Below are 18754 nucleotides of genomic sequence, written 5' to 3' on the forward strand. Positions count from 1 at the left end.
GGTCACAACTCCGTACAGGCCCTAGTGCCGCTCCCGGCAACGTTTGCCCCGTCGCACCGCCCGGCACGCACTCCCCCAAGGCCTTAAGGGCCAGGGGGGACCCCCTTCGGCGTTGGCCGAAAGCCCACGTAGCCCTTCCCCAAGCTCTCGACTTCGTTCGAGCAGGGGAGACCCCATCCGAGGGCTTTCGGCCGCCTTGCGATCGCACGCACCGGACGCCGCTCCTTCCGGGCAAACCTTGCCGGTCACGGCACTAGTACCGGCGCACACGCCCGCTGCGGGGCCCACTCCTCGTACCCGGCGCACACACCCGGTGCGGGGCACTCCCCCGTACACGGCGCACCCCGCGGTCCGCGGTGCCACCCGGAGGATGCGTCAACGGACGGAGCCCGGACACACGATCCGGTCACGGCATTAGGCTCGGTTGCCGGAGCCGAACGAGAAGACCCGGGAACGAGGAGGTGCCACGTGCCGGTGGAAGTCACCTGGTGGGGCCATGCCACCTGCACGATCGAGGATTCCGGGGTGCGCGTGCTCACCGATCCGCTGTTCGCACGACGCCTGGCCCATCTGCGTCGGCGTCGCGGCGAGCTGCCCGGCCCGGAGGCCGCGGTCGCCGATGTCGTGCTCGTCTCGCACCTCCACTCCGACCACCTCCACCTGCCGTCGCTGGCCCGGCTCGCGGCGGGCAGCCGACTGGTGGTGCCGGTGGGCGCGCTGCGCACCGTGCCGGGGCTGCGCCGGCTGAGCTCCGCGCGCTCGCTGCGGGTCACCGAGGTGGCCCCCGGCGACGAGGTCCGGTTCGGCGGGACGGACGGGGTGCGCGTCCGCGTGGTTCCCTCGCTGCACGACGGCAGGCGCCTGCCCATGGGGCCGCACCGCTCCCCCGCGCTCGGCTATGTGATCGAGGGCGAGGCCCGGACGTACTTCGCGGGCGACACCGGCCTCTTCGACGACATGGCCCGGGTCGTCGGGCCGGTGGACGTGGCACTGCTGCCGGTGGGCGGCTGGGGCCCGTACCTGGGCCGCGGCCATCTGGACGCGGGGCGGGCGGCGCAGGCGCTGGCCCGGCTGACGCCCCGGGCCGCCGTGCCGGTGCACTACGGCACGTACTGGCCGATCGGGCTGGACGGCGTCCGGCCGCACGAGTTCCACTCGCCAGGCGACGAGTTCGTCCGCAAGGCGGCGGTGCTGGCACCGGGGGTAGCCACGCACCGGCTCTCCCACGGCGAGCGGCTGCGGCCGGGGGCCGCCAGGTGATCCAGGAGGTCGTGCGGCAGCTCCCCCCGGAGTCGACGCAGCAGGCGGTGGGCTACCCGTCCCTGTTCCTGCTGGTGACCCTGGGCTCGTTGGTGCCGGTGGTTCCGACGGGCGCGTTGGTCAGCTCGGCGGCGGTGGTGGCACTGCATCAGTCGTCGCCGTTCGCGCTGCTGGTGGTGTTCGCGGTGGCGGCGACGGCGGCGTTCGTCGGCGACATCTGTCTGTACTGGCTCGGCCGGCGCGGGGTGCGGTCGAGGAACGGTTCGAAGTGGCTCCGGACCATCAGCGACCAGGCCGCTCCGGAACGGCTGGAGCAGGCACGGCGGAAGCTGGACGAGCACGGGGCGATGGTGCTCGTGCTGTCGCGGCTGATACCGGCGGGGCGGATTCCCGTGATGCTGGCCTGCCTGCTGAGCCGGATGCCGTTGCACCGCTTCGCGCGCGGGGACGTGCCGGCCTGTATGGCGTGGGCCGCGACGTACCAGTTGCTCGGTGTGCTGGGCGGCTCGCTGTTCCCCGAACCGTGGCAGGGGGTGGTCGCGGCGGTGGGTCTGACGCTGCTGGTCAGCGGCGGCCCGGCGGCGTGGCGCCGAATACGGTCCCGATCCGGCCACTGAACACAGTCCCGGTTCGGCCACTGAACACGGTCCCGATCCGGCCACTGCACGGGCGCTGACCGGAGCCCGGTTCGGGCACTGGACAGGGCCGGTCCGGGCTCGGGAAGGAGCCGGTCCGGGCAGTGACGCCGCTGAACGGGTGTGGGGGCGCCGTCCGGTTCCGTCAGCGAAGGTCCGCGAGGGCGGCTTCGAAGCGCCCGAGGGCCCCGGCCACATGCGGTAGTTCCAGGGGTCGTTCGGCGGCGAGGGACTCAAACTGCTGTTCGGGGGTCGTGCCGACCAGCGCTCCGGTGCCCAGTCGTACGCGCAGGGCCGCCAGATCGTCGCCGAACCGGTGGCCGCCGGGCGTCGGTGTCCCGAGACGCTCCGTCAGATACTCCTCCAGCTCCAGGGAATCCGTCACCCCCCGGTCGGCCAGCCCGGACCTGAGCGGCCCCAGATCGGCGTAGAGGTGGCGTCCCGCCTGAGGGGGCCTGGCGAGCGCGCCCGACGCGAGGACCGCGCGATGGGCCGCCCCCGCGACCCGCGCATGCAGCGTCGCGGACCTGCGTACCCGGTCGGCGACGGCGTCCGGCCCCAGCAGCGCGTGGGCGGCGGCAGCGGCCACGGGGACGGCGACGAGCGCGCCCAGCGCGGTGAGGACGTCGAGCGTACGGGCATGGTGCACCGCCCCCCGTCCGGTGTCCGGGAACCGGGCGATAGCGACCGGCCAGGCCGAGGGGGTCAGCGCCCCGGCGAGATCGCAGAGGACCGTGACGTCGTCCGGGCACATCTCCGCCGGACTGAGCAGGACCGTGTCGTGCGGCCGGTGCAGGGTGTCGCGCCAGGTCTCGTCGCTGACGACGTGCAGCCCTTCGGCGACCGCCGCCTCGCACGCCTCGCGCACGAGTTCCGGCGGGGCCACGGTCGCGGTCGGATCGTCGACGACGGAGATCAGCAGCAGCCGGGGTCTGCCGCCCTCCGCGCGCACCCTGCGGATGGTCTCCAGCAGCGCGTACGGATCGGGCACGCCGCCGCACTCGGCCGGTGTCGGCACCTGGTAGGCGGGGCTGCCCAGCAACCGGGCCTGCGGGATCCAGGTGGCGGTGCAGGGACGCGGCAGCAGGACGTCGCCGCCGTGCGCGGCGATCAGCGCGAGCAGCAGCGGCGAGGCGCCCGGCGCGGCGGCGATGTGCTCCGGGCCGCCGTGCAGACCGCGTCGGGCCCAGTAGGCGGTGGCGGCGCGGCGCAGGACATCGCCCCCACCGGTCGGTTCGGGCGCGCCGCGGCCGGCCGCGGCGGCGAGCACCTCGGCCAGTTCGGGCAGCACGGGCAGTCCGGGGTCGGGGGCGGGCGGCCCGTAGCGGACGGGACCGTGGTCCCCCCGGACGGAACGGGTACCACCCCCGCGCCCCGCCGGTCCGCCCCGGTCGTCCCTCACCGTACGCTCCATGTCGTCGGCGCGCTCCGCCTCCTCGGTGCACTCCGCTTCGCCGATGTGCTTCTCGTCCTCGGCGATGTGCTTCTCGTCCTCGGCGCGCTCCGTGTGCTCCATGTCCTCGGTGTGCTCGGTGTGCTCGGTCCGCTCCCGCGCCATCCGGGCCTCCTTCGCCGCCGCCCGTCGCCGTGCCCGCCGTATGTCACGCCCAGGGCCTTTATACGAGGGTTCGCCGGGACCCGCCCGCCCAGCGGGGTCCGTCGGCCGGAGGCCGAGGTCCCGGCGCGGTTCGGCCGGACCCGGGGCCGGCCACCCTTCCGCGGCGCGGGCTCGTGCCCGGACGGCGGTCAGCCTGCGAAGGGCGTCCCCGGCATGCCCTGCCCCGCGTCCGGCAGCACCAGCAGCGAGCCGGACAGCGGATGCGGGACGTCCAGTCCGACGCGCGCCGAGGAGATGTAGAGGTCGCGCAGGTCCGTACCGCCGAAGGCACAGGCGGTCGGACGCCTCACGGGCAGCTCGACGATCCGGTCCAGCGAACCGTCGGGCGTGTAGCGGCGCACCGCCGCGCCGTCCCACAGAGCGACCCAGACGGCGCCGTCCGCGTCGACGGTCAGCCCGTCGGGGAAGCCCGCGCCCTCCTCGATCGTGGCGAACGGACGCCGGTTCACGGCGTTCTCGCCGTCGAAGTCGAAGACGTCGACACGGCGGGTGGGCGTGTCGACGTAATACATCAGCCGCTCGTCGGGGCTCCAGCCGATGCCGTTGCTGCACGCCACCACGGGCAGTACCGGGGTGACCCCGCCGTCGGGCGCGACGCGGGCGAGACTGCCACCGACCTCGGTCTCGTCGTAGCGCATGGTGCCCGCCCACAGCGCCCCGTCGGGCGCGACCGCCGCGTCGTTGCCCCGGCGCCCGGGCTCGGGGTCGTGGGCCAGCCAACGGAACGCGCCGTCCGGGTCGTACAGACCGATGCCGTCGCGCAGGTTGACCACGAGCCCCCCGCCCGCGCGCGGTTTGGCCGCGCCGACGTGCTGTTCGGTGGTCCGCACCGTGCGGTGGCCGGTCACCGGGTCGTAGGTGTGTACGCGGGCGGCGAGGATGTCGACCCAGATGAGCCGGCCGGCGGCCGGGTCCCAGGTCGGGCCCTCGCCCAGCTCGGCGTTCTCGGATACGGCCACGTCCAGGCGCGCGGAACTCATGTCTGCCCCTTGTGGAGTCTGCCCCTTGTGGGGTCCGACCGCGCCGCAGTCCCGAGGCGTCCGGGGCCGGGGCTCGTCGGCCCCGCGCCCGGTCCGGCGGATCGCGGCTGCGGTCACGGAGAGTCCGGCCACGGGCCGGAATCACGACCACAGGGTAAGGGCCGCGGCCCGCACCCCGCACACGTGGCGCCGACGGCGTACACCCGAACGGCACACATGCGCGGCCGTGCGGGCGGACGGCGGAACGTGTCGGACACGGCCCGGTGGTTCCGCGCGGTCGGGCGAGGTGTCACGCGGCCGATCGGGGTATCCGCAGTCCCATGCACTCACCGCGTACGCCGTTCGGCGTTTCTCCGTCCGTCGCACCGCGTGCCTGGCTCCGCCACGGCGATCTCGCCGTGTTCAGGAGCCTGGCGCACCGGACCTGGCCGGGTGCCGAACCGGTGCTGCCCCGGCTGAGCCGCTGCGCCGACCACGGACTCCTCTGGTTCGGTGTCGCGGCGGGCCTGGCCGCGCTGGGCGGCGGTGCCCGGGCGCGGCGGGCCGCGCTGCGCGGGATCGCCTCGCTGGCGGTGGCGTCCGCCGTGACCAACACACTCGGCAAGCGGGCCGTGCGCCGGGAGCGTCCGCTGCTGGACGCCGTTCCGGTGGTGCGACAGCTCGGGCGTCAGCCGTTCACCACGTCCTTCCCCTCCGGGCACTCGGCGTCGGCGGCGGCCTTCGCCACGGGCGTGGCCCTGGAATCGCCGGGGTGGGGCGTGGCCGTGGCGCCGCTCGCGCTCTGCGTCGCCGCCTCGCGCGTCTACACCGGGGTCCACTACCCGAGTGATGTGCTGGCCGGTGCGGCGATCGGGGTGGGGGCGGCGCTGGCGCTGCGCGGGGTCGTTCCGACGCGCGCGCGGTTCCCGGCACCGAGCCGCACGCCCGGTCGCGCCCCCGCGCTGCCGGACGGCCGGGGCCTGGTCGTCGTGGTCAACGAGCGGTCAGGAACCGCGGCGACGACGGCATCACTGGTGCGCGCCGCACTGCCCGATGCCGAGGTGGCGGGATGCGCGCCCGACGACCTCCGCGCCGAACTGGAGAGGGCGGCCGGACGGGGCAGGGCGCTCGGAGTCTGCGGCGGGGACGGCACGGTCAACGCGGCGGCCGCCGTGGCCCGCGCGCACGGGGTGCCGCTGGCGGTGTTCCCCGGGGGGAGACTGAACCACTTCGCCCACGACCTGGGCATCGAGACCGTGGACGATGTCCGTGCCGCCCTGACCACGGGTGACACGGTACTGGTCGACATCGGCCGCTTCCGACCGGGGCCGAACGGCCCGCAAGGCCCGAGCGGACCGGCCGCACCGGGCGAGCCGCCTGTACCGGGCGGACCGAGCGGATCGGACGAACCACTCGCGCCGGGCGCACCCGTCGACACATACGGATACTTCCTCAACGCCTTCAGCCTCGGCGTCTATCCGGAGCTGGTGCGGACCCGCGAGTACTGGGCTCCCCGGATCGGCGCCTGGCCGGCGGGTCTGCTCGCGGCGTGGCGGGCGTTGCGCGGTGACCGTCCGCTGGAGGCGGAGGTGGACGGGAGGCGGCGCCCGTTGTGGCTGCTGTTCGTGGGCAACGGTCTGTTCCAGCGGGTCGGCCCGGCGCCGGGCCGTCGTCACGGTCTCGCGGACGGTCTGCTGGACGTACGGATGGTGCACGCGGGACGCGCCCCCGGCCTGCGCCTGCTCGCGGCGGCCGTCGCCGGGCCGCTCACCCGTTCGCCCGTCCACGCGGCACGGCGGCGCCGGAAAGTACGGGTCTCGGGCCTGGCTCCCGGCACGCCCTACGCATACGACGGCGAAGTCGGTTATGCACGAGGCGAGTTGACGATCGACAAGCTGCCCGAGGCACTGACGGTGTACTGCCCGGTGCCGCAGCGATGAAGCATCCGCGACCGGGCCTTCGAACAGTGGGGCAGCCCACGGCAACACCCCCTCTGCTCATATAGCAAGACACCCATCTCATAATGCGATCCAGGCGCGTACGGTGTCATCACGGGGGTATCGCCGCCGACCGCTCCACGCGCGGCCCGCTCCCGGGCACCGCGCTTCGCACTTCGCGCCCCGAGGAAGGAACCACGCCATGGAGAAGCGGTCCGCCGTCTACACGCACGGCCACCACGAATCCGTCCTGCGCTCGCACCGTTGGCGTACGGCCGCGAATTCCGCGGCGTACCTCGTCGGCGAACTCCGCCCCGGCATGACCGTGCTGGACGTCGGCTGCGGGCCCGGCACCATCACCGCCGATCTCGCCGCGCTGGTCGCTCCCGGCCGGGTGACCGCGGTCGACACCAGTCGGGAGGTCCTGGACCGGGCTGCCGAGGTCGCGGCCGAACGCGGCCTGGACGGGATCGATTTCGCGACCGCCGATGTGCACGCACTGGACTTCCCCGACGACTCCTTCGACATCGTCCACGCCCACCAGGTGCTCCAGCACGTGACCGACCCGGTGCGGGCCCTGCGCGAGATGCGACGGGTCTGTCGGCCCGGGGGCATCGTCGCGGCCCGCGACAGCGACTACGCGGCGATGACCTGGTATCCCGAGGCCCCCGGTATGGACGCCTGGCAGGAGCTGTACGGCCGGGTCGCCCGCGCCAACGGCGGGGAGCCGGACGCGGGCCGCCGACTGCTCTCCTGGGCCCGGAAGGCCGGTTTCACCGATATCGTTCCGACCGCCGCCGCCTGGTGCTTCGCCACCCCGGAGAGCCGCGCGTGGTGGAGCGGCCTGTGGGCGGAGCGCACGATCGGCTCGGCCTACGCGGAATCGGCCGTGGCGGGCGGTCACGCCGACGCCGGGGAACTGGCCGCCATCTCCTCGGCCTGGCGGGCGTGGGGAGAACGGGACGACGCCTGGTTCATGGTCCCGCACGGCGAGATCCTCTGCCGGGTCTGATATCCGCCAACTACCCTGTCCCGCATGGATATTCTGGGAACCACGCTGCGTATCTGCGTCGACGACCTGGAGGCCGCGGTGGCCTTCTACGAGGACCTCACGGACAGTTCCGCGCTGCGCTTCGAGCGCGGCGGGGTGTCGGTCGCCGCGATCAGCTGCTTCCTGCTGATGAGCGGACCCGAGTCGGAACTGGAGATCCTGCGCAAGGTCACGGCGACGATCGCGGTCAAGGATGTCGACGCGGCCCATGCCTCCCTCACCCGGGTCGGTGCCCGGATCATCGCGGGTCCGGTGCCCACACCGGTGGGCCGCAACCTGATCGCCGTGCATCCGGACGGCTCCGTCTTCGAGTACGTCGACCGGCACGTGGGCGACTGAGCGGCGCTCGCCCTGCGTCACGACCGCCGGACCGGACACCGCCGAGCCGGAAGCCACCGGGTCCGCGCCCGTCCCGAGGGCTCGTACCCGGCGGTCCCTCACCTCGATCCCTGGAACGCCCGATGTCCTGGCAGGCGCCACGTCCCGAGACACATCAGGTGCCGAGACGCCGCCACGTCCCCGGACGCCGTCACGTCCTGGGACGCATCCGGTAGTCGTACCGGTCCGGCAGTTCCTCGTCGGTGACCGCGGCCCACACCTCGTCCAGGATCTCCGCCCCCTCGCGCAGATCGGCGACCTCGAAGCCCTCGTCGAAAACTGCCCGGGCGGCGGTACGGTCGCCCTCGGCGATCAGCAGCCGGGCCTCCAGCAGGCAAAAACGCCCGCGACCGCGGACCTCCGGGGGCAGCCCGGCCCACACCTCCCGGGCCGCCTCGGGACGCTCCGCCGCCAGCAGTGCCTCGATCGCCTCGCGGCCGAGCGCCGTCACGGCGGCCGTCCGGGCCTCACCACCGACGCCGTGGCCACCGGCATCGCCGTTGCCGACACCGGCACCGCCGTCGGGACGCTCCGCGCCCAGGTCGTCGAACGCCTCCGCGTAGAGTCCGGCGGCCCGTTCCCGCTGCCCGCTCTCCCCCGCGGCCACGGCGAGGCAGCGCAGCAGCGGCCAGCGGGACGCGGCACGGGCGAGCCCCCGTTCCCAGCTGCGCACCGCCTGGGCACGGTCACCGGCGTGCCACTGGGCGACACCGAGGTGATATTCGGTGAGCGGATCGGCGGGGGCCGTCTCCAGCATGTCGCGCCAGTGCCGCGAGACCAGGGAGGGGCCGGGCGGGGCCGCCCGGCGAGGCTCGGGGAGGCTGCCCCGGTCCAGCAGCTCCAGCCAGGGCTCCTGCTGCTCACCGAGGGTCGATTCCGCGAACGGGGTGCCCGGCAGCCGGTATCCGCCGCGCCGGACCTCCAGGGCGCCCCACCCGGAACCGGTGGCGAGCGACTCGACGGGCTCGGTGTCGGCGCAGCGGAGCCACGCGGTGTACGCGGCCTCGGCATCGGCGCGCGGCAGCGCCTCGGCGAGCCGCCGCTCGGTCTCGGCGCGGGCCCGCGCCCAGTCGTCGCCGTGCACGGCCCCCGGGTCGGCGGACAGCGGCCCGTAGGACTCCAGCCAGCTGAACTCGGCGCCCGGTTCGAGGGGTACGTGCTCCAGCTGGGTCCGGGCGAGTCCGGCCTGGATCTCGGCGTAGCCCGTGGTGCCGGGTTCGGTGAGCCATTCCTGCCAGCGCCGCCCACCGGGGCCGCTGCCCCAGAGGAACAGCTTCCGGCCCCGCAGCAGGTCGGTCGACGTCTGGACGAGACCGTGCCCGTGCTCGTCGAGGGAGGCGATCCAGCGGCGGGCGCCGTCGGGCACCTCGTAGAAGTAGTCGGCGGGGAAGTCGCTCCGCAGCGGATACGTGCGGTCGACAAAACCGGACACCGGAACCGGGACGCGGGTCAGGGCCCGCTCGTAGCCGAAGTGCCACGCCTCGTCGGCCGGGGCCAGGACGCGGGTGCGTTCGCCCTCGGGAACGGCGATGTTGGACCACCAGTACACGGGGGCGGTGTGCTGATGCGGGTTGCGTATCCGCACCCCGACATGGAGGAAGTCGGAGTCCTCCGGCAGCCACAGGTCCACCTGGAACGGCAGGTCGCGCAGCCGTTCCCACTCCCAGAGCCGGATCATGTCCCCGCCGTCGGGCGCGGGCACACGGGCGGCGTGCACCGGTGCGCAGGACAGGGTGGTGTGGCCGGTGGCCCCGATGTTCCATTCGATGCCGCCGGAGAACCAGGCACCGTTGAGCGCGAAGTCGGCGGGCTGCAGCACCGGGTTGGTGTAAAGGAGTTCGCGGCCGGTCGGCTTGTGGTGGAGGGAGTGGACGCGGCCACCGAACCCGGGCAGCACAGTGGCCCTCAGCCGGTCGTTCTCGATGACGATCGCGTCCAGCGAGGTGGGGACGCGCTCGCGTCCGTACCCGTCGAGAAGGCGCACCGGAAGCACGGTGGACAGTGGTTCGTAGCCGACCTGGCGCGCCATGTCGCGCGGCAGGTCGGCCCGGACCCGTTCGTCGACGACGTGTGTCTCGTCGAGCGGACGCAACGCGGGCAACGGGTTCTCCGGGCCCAGCGGTGCGGCGGGCAGAGTCAGTACGGCACGTCGTACGGTCGTGGCCAAGGCAACCTCGCTCCCTCACGCGGGCCGCCGCTGGTCCGGGCGCCCCCGTCGACCATGGAACACGCTGGACGGCGGCCCGGCCAGGGCCCCGCCGCCCGGCTCCGGAAAAGGCCGGAAGCTCGCGGCCCCCCGCCACGGACCGAGCCGCCGCCCCGCCCCGGGGCGGCCCCACGAATTCCGTAGTGCGCCACGCCCCGTCTCCGTACCCTTGGCCGTTCATGAGCACAGGCTCTTCACGTACGGAAGACGGAGCGGGAACCACGATGAGCACCCAGCACACCTACCGAGTGATCGTGCGCGGCACCTGGCAGGGCCTGACGGAGGAGGCACGCGCCCGCCTCCTGTCCGAGGTGGACCGACACGGGCTGGACGCGATGCAGTTCACCGAGGCGGGTTCGCTGTCGTACGACCGGGTGCTCAAGCACTTCAGCATGCGCTTCGTGGTCGTGTCGGACGCCGCGGACGGCGAGGAGATGGCGTCCGCGATCGCCGAGGACCGCGCCGAGACCTGGTTGAGGGAACTGGGTTACGGCCACGCCGAACTCCGTTCCACCGCGACGGACATGGACACCATGAAGATCAATTACAAGGGGCGGCGGCCGGACGGGGCGGCCGCCGGGCGCCCCGTCGCCGGTGAACGGCTCAGCTGAGGTCCACCTCCGGCCGGTACATGTCCAGCCACGTCGCCAGGTCCAGGGTGCGTTCCAGGCCGCGCCGGGACGCTCCGGTGACCTGGGGGGCGGTGTGTTCGTCGGCCGCCTTGCTCAGCCGGTCGCGGTCGATGAGCTCGAAGACCCGGTGGTCCGGTTGCGCGAGCAGGTCGCGGGCGTGTTCCTGGAGGGCGACGGCGTACTTCGGGTCCTGCGTCGACGGGTAGGGGCTCTTGGTCCGTTCGTACACGGACCGGGGCAGCACGTCCGCGACGGCTTCGCGCAACAGGCTCTTCTCGCGGCCGTCGAAGGACTTCAGCGCCCAGGGGGTGTTGTAGACGTACTCGACGAGCCGGTGGTCGCAGAACGGCACCCGGACCTCCAGGCCGACGGCCATGCTGGCCCGGTCCTTGCGGTCGAGCAGGACACGCACGAACCGGGTCAGGTGGAGGTGGCAGATCCGGCGCATGCGGTACTCGAAGTCGCTCTCGCCGTTGAGCCGTTCGATGCCGGCGACGGCGGTCTCGTAGGAGTCGCGGATGTACGACCTGAGGCGGAGGGCCTGGTGCACGTCGTCGCGGAGCATGTCCGCGTCCTCGCCGAAGTGCTCGCTGTAGTGGACCAGCCAGGGGAAGGCGTCGGTGCGGCGGGCCTCCTCGTCGAAGAACTGGAGGTAGCCGCCGAAGACCTCGTCGGCGGACTCGCCGGACAGCGCGACGGTCGAGTGCTCGCGGATGGCCCGGAAGAGCAGGTAGAGCGAGGAGTCCATGTCCCCCAGGCCCATCGGCAGGTCGCGGGCGCGGATCACCCGGGCGCGTACGTCGGGGTCGGCGAGGGTGTCGGGGTCGAGCACGATGTCGCGGTGGAGGGTGCCCGCCTGCCGGGCCACGTCGTGCACGAACGGGGTGTCGGGGGTGGTGCGCAGCGCGTCGGCGACGAAGTTCTCGGTGCGTCCGACGAAGTCGACGGCGAACGTGCGGACCTTCTCGCCGCTCTCGGCGAGCCGCCGGGCGGCGAGGGCGGTGACCGCGGACGAGTCGAGGCCACCGGAGAGCAGGACACAGCGGGGTACGTCGGAGACCAGCTGGCGGCCCACGATGTCGTCGAGCAGCGAGCGCACGGTGGTGATGGTGGTGTCGCGGTCGTCGTGGTGCGCACGGGTCTCCAGCCGCCAGTAGACGCGCCGGCGCAGGCCGTCGCGGTCCACGGTGACGACCGTGCCGGGCTCCACCTCGCGCATGCCGTCCCACACGGCGTGCCCGGGGGTCTTGACGAGGCTGAACAGTTCACGGAGCCCGTCGAGGGTCACCCGGGGCCGAGCCAGCGGGTTGGCCAGAATGGCCTTGGGTTCCGAGCCGAACAGCACTCCGTCGGGCGTCGGCCAGTAGTAGAACGGCTTGACGCCCATCCGGTCGCGGATCATGACGAGCTTGTCGTGACGGCCGTCCCAGACGGCGAAGGCGTACATGCCGTTGATGCGTTCGGCGACGGCCTCGCCCCACTCCAGGTAGCCGTGCAGCACGACCTCGGTGTCCGAGTCGGTGGTGAACCGGTGCCCGCGGCCGGTCAGCTCGCCGCGGAGTTCGGTGAAGTTGTACGCCTCGCCGGAGTAGACGAGGGCGACATCCCCCTCGGACGTGGAGACGGACATGGGCTGGCGTCCGCCCGGCAGGTCGATGATCGCGAGTCGGCGGTGCCCGAGCCCCGCGTGCGCGTCGGTCCAGGTCCCCCGGTCGTCCGGGCCCCGGCAGGCCATCGTCTCCGCCATCGCGTCGAGCGTCGCGGCCTCCTCGGATGCCCGGAGATCACGGTCGTAGGAGACCCAGCCTGCGATGCCACACATACGCGTCCTCCCGATGCGGTCCCGGCCGGGAAGCGGTCGTACGCACGGGTCGCCCCGGCGGGGGCGGCGTGCCGTGGGCGAGGGCCCGGCAGAACCGGTTGCGAACCAGTTGCATTGAGCAGCTATATGACGAGGCTCTGCCTCCGACCGCGTTCGGTCAATACGGGTGTCGCGCCGGCAGGTCCGGTCCCTCACGCTTTCGGCCGCCGCTTTCCCGTTCCTATACGGAGTTCCGCGCTCCGCGGCCCGTGGAATACGGCCTCGCGGGCCTCGGTGGCGCTCCGATCCGGCCACGGGCAAAGACTTCCCCAATCCGGTTCGGCCGGTGGAGTGGGTCGGCGACGGCCGAGGCGGGGCCCGGTCAGCCCGCCGCGCGCCGCGGCATCCCGGCCGTGATCGCCCACCGTTCGTGGTCGCGCCAGGCCCCGTCGACGAGGAGGAAGTCCGGCGAGAACCCTTCGAGGCGGAATCCGGCCCGTCGGACGAGCGCCAGGGACGCCTCGTTGCCGGGCTGGATGTTGGCTTCGAGGCGGTGCAGGCCGAGGGGACCGAAGGCGTGGCGCAGGACCAGTTCCAGCCCCTCGCCCATCAGGCCGCGCCCCGCCGCGTGGACGAAGGCGCCGTACCCGAGTGCGCCGCAGCAAAACCCGCCGCGCACGATGTTGTTGATGTTGATGAATCCGGCGATCGCGCCGGGGCCGCGTCCGCCCTCGCCTTCGCGTCGGCAGACCAGGAAGCCGGCCCTCGTGGGGTCGTCGATCAGTCGTCCGGCGTACACGGCGTACGCCTCGGCGTCGAGGGGCGGGAAGAGCCAGGGGCGGTGCAGGTCCCGGCTCTCCCGCGCGCGGGTGGTGAACTCTTCGGCGTCCGCCCGGCGGTAGGGGCGGATCGCCGCACGACGCCCCTCGGCCAGGAAGTCGGTCTCGGCTTCGGTTTCCGGCATCCGGTCAGGTTACGGGCCGGTCCGGGTGCGGTCCTGCTCGGCGGAGGCGGGGAACGACGGTCAGATCAGCGCGGGCACCTCGGTGGTGAGCGTGGCGGGGCCGCCGTCGGCGGGCGCGTCCAGCACGGCCGGCACACCGAGCGGAATCGTCAGCCCCGTCGGCCCGTGCCCGAAGCCCAGCTCCTCCACGACGGGCACGCCCAGCGCGCCGAGCCGGTCCGCCAGGACGGCCCGCACCTGCTCGTACGGCCCGCAGCCCTCCCAGGAACCGCAGGCCACGCCGGCGATCCCGGCGAGCGCCCCGGCCCGCGACAGGTGGGTGAGGATGCGGTCGACACTGTACGGGTCCTCGGTGGTGTCCTCGATGACCAGCAGTCCGCCCCGGGCGGAGGTCCGGGCGTGCGGGGTGCCGATGCCGGCGGCGAGCAGGCTGACGCAGCCGCCGAAGGTCACGCCGCGCGCCGTGCCGGGCACCAGCGTCCGTGCGCCGGGCAGCCCGAGCGTCCGCACCGTCTCGGGCTCGAACAGGGTGGCCCGCAGGGACTCCTGGGTGTCCGGGTCCTTCAGGAAGGTCTCGGTGCCCACCATCGGGCCGTGCAGCGTGACGAGGCCCAGGCGCTCGGCGAACGCCTCGTGGAGCACGGTGATGTCGCTGTAGCCGATGAACACCTTGGGCCCGGCGGCGCGCATCGCGGCCCAGTCGACCAGATCGACCATGCGGTGCGCGCCGTAGCCGCCGCGGGCACAGATCACCGCGTCGACCGAGGGATCGCACCAGGCCTCCTGGAGGTCGCGTGCCCGCGCCTCGTCGGCGCCCGCCAAATACTCCAGCTCCGGATGGACGGCGCGCGCATGGGGCGCCTCCACCGGTTCGAGGCCCCAACGGCGCAGGATGTCGAGCCCCGGATCCAGGCGGTCGGCGGGGACGGGCCCGCTCGGCGACACGACGGCGATCCTGGCACCGGGGCGCAGCCGGGCGGGGCGGGTCAGCGGTTCGAGCGTCCGCGGTGCGGGCTTCCGCTCTTCGGGGATACGTGCTTCGGGGGTCACCGCTTCAGCTCCAGAGCCGGTACGTCGGGGCAGTCGAATCCGAAGGTCTGTGCGTACAGGGAGAGTTCGGCCTCCAGGGCTCGGATCATGGTGTCGGCGCGACGGAATCCGTGTCCCTCCCCCTCGAAGGCGAGGTAGGCGTGCGGGACGCCGCGTCCCTCGATCGCGGCCAGGAACCGTTCGCACTGGACGGGCGGGCAGATCGGGTCGGCGAGTCCCTGGAGCAGGAGGAAGGGTGTGTTCAGTCGTTCGGTACGGCTGAGCGGGGACCGTTCGCGGTAGCGTTCCGGGACCCCGGCGATCGGGCCGACCAGGGACTCCAGGTAGCGCGACTCGAAGTCGTGGGTCTCGTCCGTGCCCCAGCCGGTCAGGTCGAGGACGGGGTAGATGATCGTGCCGCAGGCGTAGACGTCGGTGCCGGTCAGCGAGGCGGCGGTGGTCCAGCCGCCCGCGCTGCCGCCCCGGATGGCGAGGCGGCCGGGGTCGGCCGTGCCCTCGGCGGCCAGGGCCCCGGCGACGGCCGCGCAGTCCTCGACGTCGACGACGCCCCACTGTTCGCGCAGCCGGTTGCGGTAGTCCCTGCCGTAGCCGGTGGAGCCGCCGTAGTTGACCTCCACGACGCCGATGCCGCGCGAGGTGAAGTACGCGATCTCCAGGTCGAGTACGAGTGCGGCGTGCCCGGTCGGGCCGCCGTGCGCCCACACGACGTAGGGCGGCAGTTCGCCGTCGGGACCGGTCCGCCCTGGGTTGCGCGGCGGGTGGACGTGGGCGTGGATCTCCCGGCCGTCGGGTCCGGTGAAGGTACGGGGCTCGGGCCGCGGGTAGTAGGCGGGGTCGACGGCGTCCTCGTGCGGTGTGCCGATGACGCGCGTCCGGCCGGTCGCGGTGTCCAGCTCCACGACCTCGTAGGCGCTGGACGGGCTCGCGGCGATGCCGATGATGCGGCTGCCGTGCGCGGCGAGCGAGGCGGCCCACGCGGTCCAGGGCCCGGCGACGTCGGTGAGTTCGCCGGTCCGCGGGTCGAGGATGCCGAGGGTCGTGGTGCCCGTGCCGTGGACGGTGGCGACGAGGCCGTTGTCCAGCGGCCGGAACCAGCGGCAGCCGATCGTCCAGAGCGGGCCGGCGAACTCCTCCTCCCGGGCGCACAGCGGCACGGCGCCCCCGTGCGGGTCGGCGCGGTACAGGTTCCACCAGCCGCTGCGGTCACCGGCGAACAGCAGCGATCCGTCGGCGTCCCACTCGATCTGCGGGATCGACTCCTCGGGGCCGCCCGCGAAGCTGCGGACGTCCCGGAACGTGCCGTCCTCGGTGACGTCGGCGAGCATCACCTCCGTGCCGTCCCACGGCATGCGCGGATGGTCCCAGGCGATCCAGGCGGCCCGGCGCCCGTCGGGCGAGAGCTTCGCCCCGGTGACGAACCGGCGGCCGTCGTCGGTGAGCTCGCGGATCGCCGTGCGGTCGTCGGCGGCCGAGCCGTCCAGGGGGACGGCGGCGATCACCCGGCGCAGGTCGGTGGGCGCCTCGCCGGTGAACTCCTCCAGCACGCACCACACTTCACCCCTGTGGAGGTGGAGGCTCGGATCGACCCAGCGCAGCCCTCCGCCGACGGCACCGACCGGGGTGAGCGGCCGGGGTCCGCCGGGCTCGTCCGGGGCGTACGCGTACAGCCGCTGGTCGGCGAAGTCGACGAAGACGACGAGCGGTCCGCCCTCGGCACGGGCGGCCCCGGCCCAGGGCTGTCCGCCGTACTCGACGACCCGGCTCCGTACGTTCCACGGGGCGGGCAGCACGCTCGCGGTCGTCCCGTCCGCGCGGCGGCGGACCAGGGCGCGGCGGCCCGCCTCGGCGGGGCGCGGTTCCGTCCACCACACCTCGTCGCCGACGGTGCCGACGTGGTCCGGGCGGCCGTCTCGGGAGGCGGCGAGGGCGGCGTCGATCGGTGACGGCCATGTTCCGTGGGCCCCTGTGGGCAGCATGTTCACATCCCCCTGTAGCGGGTCGGGCGGTGGTGGCGGGTCAGGCGGTGCGCAGGTAGTGGTCGAGGACGCGGACGCCGAAGTGCAGCGCCTCGACGGGGACGCGTTCGTCGACGCCGTGGAACAGCGCCTGGTAGTCGAAGCCTTCGGGCAGCTTCAGCGGTGAGAATCCGTAGCCGGTGATGCCGAGCCGGGAGAACTGCTTGGCGTCCGTGCCGCCCGACATGCAGTACGGCACGACGTGGCCGTCCGGGTCGAACCGTTCGACGGCGGCGCGCAGTTTCGCGAAGGTCGGCGAGTCGACCGGGGCCTGCAGGGGGACCTCGCGGTGGTGGAACTCCCAGTCGACGTCGGGCCCGGTCAGCCGGTCCATCGTGTCGTGGAACTCGTCCTCGCCGCCGGGAAGCATCCGGCCGTCGATGAAGGCGGTGGCCTGGCCGGGGATCACGTTGACCTTGTAACCGGCCTGGAGCATCGTCGGGTTGGAGCTGTTGCGGACGGTCGGCTCGACCAGGGCGGCGGACCGTCCGAGCTTGTCGAGCAGTTCGTCCACGTCGAAGCCGGGGGCGTCGAGGTCGGGGCGGATGCCGTGCAGCGCGGCGATTTCGGTGAGTGCGGCGCGCACGGTGGGGGTGAGACGGACGGGCCATTCGTGCGCGCCGATGCGGGCGACGGCCGCGGCGAGCGCGGTGACCGCGTTCGACCGGTTGACCTTGGAGCCGTGCCCGGCCCTGCCGCGCGCGGTGAGCTTCAGCCAGGCGGTGCCGCGCTCGCCCGCGGCGATCGGGTAGAGCGCCAGGTCCGGGGTGGCGTGGAAGGTGAAGGCCCCGGACTCGCTGATGCCCTCGGTGCAGCCCTCGAAGAGCGCGGCGTGGCGGTCGGCGAGGAAGCCGGAGCCGTCCTCGGCGCTGGCCTCCTCGTCGGCGGTGTACGCGATCACGATGTCGCGGCGCGGCCGTACCCCGGACCGGGCCCAGGCGCGGACGACGGCCAGGGCCATCGCGTCCATGTTCTTCATGTCGATGGCGCCGCGCCCCCAGACGACGCCGTCGCGGACCTCGCCGGAGAAGGGGTGCACGGTCCAGTCGGCGGCCTCGGCGGGAACGACGTCGAGATGGCCGTGGACGAGCAGGGCGTCGGCGGACGGGTCGGTGCCCTCGATCCGGGCGACCACGTTGGTGCGGCCCGGGGTGCGTTCCAGCAGGACGGGTTCGAGTCCGGCCGCCGCCAGCCGCTCCGCCACGTACTCGGCGGCCGGGCGTTCGCGGCAGTCCCCGCCGCCGCGGTTGGTGGTGTCGATCCGGATCAGTTCGGAGGTGAACGTCACCACTTCGTCGAGTGCCCGCGCGTCGACGGCGTCACCGGGACAGGACTGCTCAGCCATACTGTTCCTCCACGGCGGACGACACGATCGTGGTCACCGCCTTGAACGTGCGAATGCCTTCGTACATCGTCGCGCTGGTGTAGGCGACACGCCGTTCACCGCTCGGCGCCACGCCGGGGACGACGGTGGCCGCGCCCGCCAGGTGCTCGGCGTCGAATTCCAGCTCGACGGTGAACGGACCGCCCTCCGCCGGGGCGTGCCGCACGGCCAGCGCGGCCGCCTCCCCGGCCGCGGCCCGGATGTCCGCCGCGGTACGGGCCGGGGTGCGGCACACCGCCGCGTACCGCGACACGTGGTCCTTCACCGCCACCTTGCGCGCCGCGGGCGCGTAGCCCTCCGCGTCCGCGCAGGTCAGGTCGTCGCCGGTGACGAGGACGACGGGGACGCCGTATTCCGCCACGACATGGGCGTTGAGCAGCCCCTCGCTCGCCCTGACGCCGTTGAGCCACACACCGGTGACCGAGTTCGCCAGATACGTGTGGGCGAGGACGCCCTCGGCCCCGGCGCCGGTGTGGTAGCCGACGAAGGCGATGCCGTCGATGTCGCCGTGCTGGACGCCCTCCACCATGGAGAGGGACTTGTGCCGGCCGGTGAGCATCTGCACCCGGTCGTCGAGCCGCTCCAGCAGGAGATTGCGCATCGACCAGTGGGCCTCGTTGACGAGCACCTCGTCGGCGCCGCCGTCGTAGAAGCCGAGCGCCGCCGCGTTCACGTCGGAGGTGAACATGGCTCGGCACCGCTCCCACTGGGGGGTTCCGGGGAGCACGTCGGCCGGCCAGGTCACGCCGGTGGCGCCCTCCATGTCCGCGCTGATCAAGATCTTCATGCGGGGTCACGCTACGCGCCGGGGAACCGCCGGGCCAGAGGCACATCAACGTTCAGAGGTCCAGTCCTCCGAAGAAC

General features: G+C 73.4%; 15 protein-coding genes. 6 read left to right on the forward strand and 9 right to left on the reverse strand.

Annotation, left to right across the window (positions count from 1 at the left end; translation table 11 throughout):
* Window positions 1-468: 468 nt before the first annotated feature.
* Both AMK22_RS34780 and AMK22_RS34785 read left to right on the forward strand, forming a co-directional pair.
* Window positions 469-1260 (forward strand): MBL fold metallo-hydrolase, encoded by a 792-nt coding sequence (locus tag AMK22_RS34780; RefSeq protein ID WP_073791507.1) that lies wholly within the window; start codon window positions 469-471, stop codon window positions 1258-1260.
* Complete coding sequence (locus AMK22_RS34785; protein WP_073791508.1) at window positions 1257-1877, forward strand: DedA family protein; 621 nt, start codon at window positions 1257-1259, stop codon at window positions 1875-1877. Before AMK22_RS34780 ends, AMK22_RS34785 begins: the two co-directional genes overlap by 4 nt.
* Window positions 1878-2040: 163 nt before the next feature.
* On the opposite strand, the gene AMK22_RS34790 is transcribed toward AMK22_RS34785, so the two are convergent.
* Entirely contained in the window at window positions 2041-3309 is a 1269-nt protein-coding gene (locus tag AMK22_RS34790; protein ID WP_073791567.1) for an aminotransferase class I/II-fold pyridoxal phosphate-dependent enzyme, read from the reverse strand.
* Between the two features lie 332 nt (window positions 3310-3641).
* Window positions 3642-4493, reverse strand: a complete 852-nt coding sequence (locus AMK22_RS34795; protein ID WP_073791510.1) for an SMP-30/gluconolactonase/LRE family protein — start codon at window positions 4491-4493, stop codon at window positions 3642-3644.
* A gap of 320 nt (window positions 4494-4813) precedes the next feature.
* Between AMK22_RS34795 and AMK22_RS34800 the strand changes: the two genes are divergently transcribed.
* The 3 genes from AMK22_RS34800 to AMK22_RS34810 all read left to right on the forward strand — a co-directional run bounded on the left by AMK22_RS34800 (window position 4814) and on the right by AMK22_RS34810 (window position 7799).
* Window positions 4814-6412 (forward strand): bifunctional phosphatase PAP2/diacylglycerol kinase family protein, encoded by a 1599-nt coding sequence (locus AMK22_RS34800; protein WP_073791511.1) that lies wholly within the window; start codon window positions 4814-4816, stop codon window positions 6410-6412.
* 199 nt (window positions 6413-6611) lie between these two features.
* On the forward strand, window positions 6612-7421 hold the full coding sequence (locus AMK22_RS34805; RefSeq protein WP_073791513.1) for a class I SAM-dependent methyltransferase: 810 nt from the start codon (window positions 6612-6614) through the stop codon (window positions 7419-7421).
* Window positions 7422-7445: 24 nt separating this feature from the next.
* The gene (locus AMK22_RS34810; protein ID WP_073791514.1) at window positions 7446-7799 is read left to right on the forward strand and encodes a VOC family protein; all 354 of its coding nucleotides are present in this window, start codon (window positions 7446-7448) and stop codon (window positions 7797-7799) included.
* Between the two features lie 190 nt (window positions 7800-7989).
* Here AMK22_RS34810 and AMK22_RS34815 read toward each other — a convergent pair whose 3' ends face one another.
* Complete coding sequence (locus AMK22_RS34815; RefSeq protein WP_073791517.1) at window positions 7990-10005, reverse strand: DUF5107 domain-containing protein; 2016 nt, start codon at window positions 10003-10005, stop codon at window positions 7990-7992.
* Window positions 10006-10268: 263 nt separating this feature from the next.
* On the opposite strand from AMK22_RS34815, the gene AMK22_RS34820 reads away from it, so the two are divergent.
* The gene (locus AMK22_RS34820; protein WP_073791518.1) at window positions 10269-10655 is read left to right on the forward strand and encodes a DUF6204 family protein; all 387 of its coding nucleotides are present in this window, start codon (window positions 10269-10271) and stop codon (window positions 10653-10655) included.
* Here the strand turns inward: AMK22_RS34820 and asnB are convergent.
* The 6 genes from asnB to AMK22_RS34850 all read right to left on the reverse strand — a co-directional run bounded on the left by asnB (window position 10648) and on the right by AMK22_RS34850 (window position 18677).
* Entirely contained in the window at window positions 10648-12498 is a 1851-nt protein-coding gene (gene asnB / locus AMK22_RS34825) for an asparagine synthase (glutamine-hydrolyzing) (RefSeq protein ID WP_073791520.1), read from the reverse strand. The two genes, AMK22_RS34820 and asnB, sit on opposite strands and share 8 nt — an antisense overlap.
* A gap of 361 nt (window positions 12499-12859) precedes the next feature.
* A complete protein-coding gene (locus AMK22_RS34830; RefSeq protein ID WP_073791521.1) occupies window positions 12860-13441 on the reverse strand; it encodes a GNAT family N-acetyltransferase in 582 nt (193 codons plus the stop codon).
* 60 nt (window positions 13442-13501) lie between these two features.
* Window positions 13502-14491: a S66 peptidase family protein gene (locus AMK22_RS34835; protein WP_242434294.1), complete on the reverse strand. Its 990-nt coding sequence runs from the start codon at window positions 14489-14491 to the stop codon at window positions 13502-13504.
* A complete protein-coding gene (locus AMK22_RS34840; RefSeq protein ID WP_073791523.1) occupies window positions 14488-16467 on the reverse strand; it encodes a prolyl oligopeptidase family serine peptidase in 1980 nt (659 codons plus the stop codon). Before AMK22_RS34840 ends, AMK22_RS34835 begins: the two co-directional genes overlap by 4 nt.
* A gap of 40 nt (window positions 16468-16507) precedes the next feature.
* Window positions 16508-17851, reverse strand: coding sequence for a M20/M25/M40 family metallo-hydrolase (locus tag AMK22_RS34845; RefSeq protein WP_073791525.1), 1344 nt, complete (start codon window positions 17849-17851; stop codon window positions 16508-16510).
* The gene (locus tag AMK22_RS34850; RefSeq protein WP_073791526.1) at window positions 17844-18677 is read right to left on the reverse strand and encodes a M55 family metallopeptidase; all 834 of its coding nucleotides are present in this window, start codon (window positions 18675-18677) and stop codon (window positions 17844-17846) included. Before AMK22_RS34850 ends, AMK22_RS34845 begins: the two co-directional genes overlap by 8 nt.
* Between the last annotated feature and the right edge of the window lie 77 nt (window positions 18678-18754).

The organism is Streptomyces sp. CB01580, from assembly GCF_001905795.1.
Taxonomy (GTDB): Bacteria; Actinomycetota; Actinomycetes; order Streptomycetales; family Streptomycetaceae; genus Streptomyces.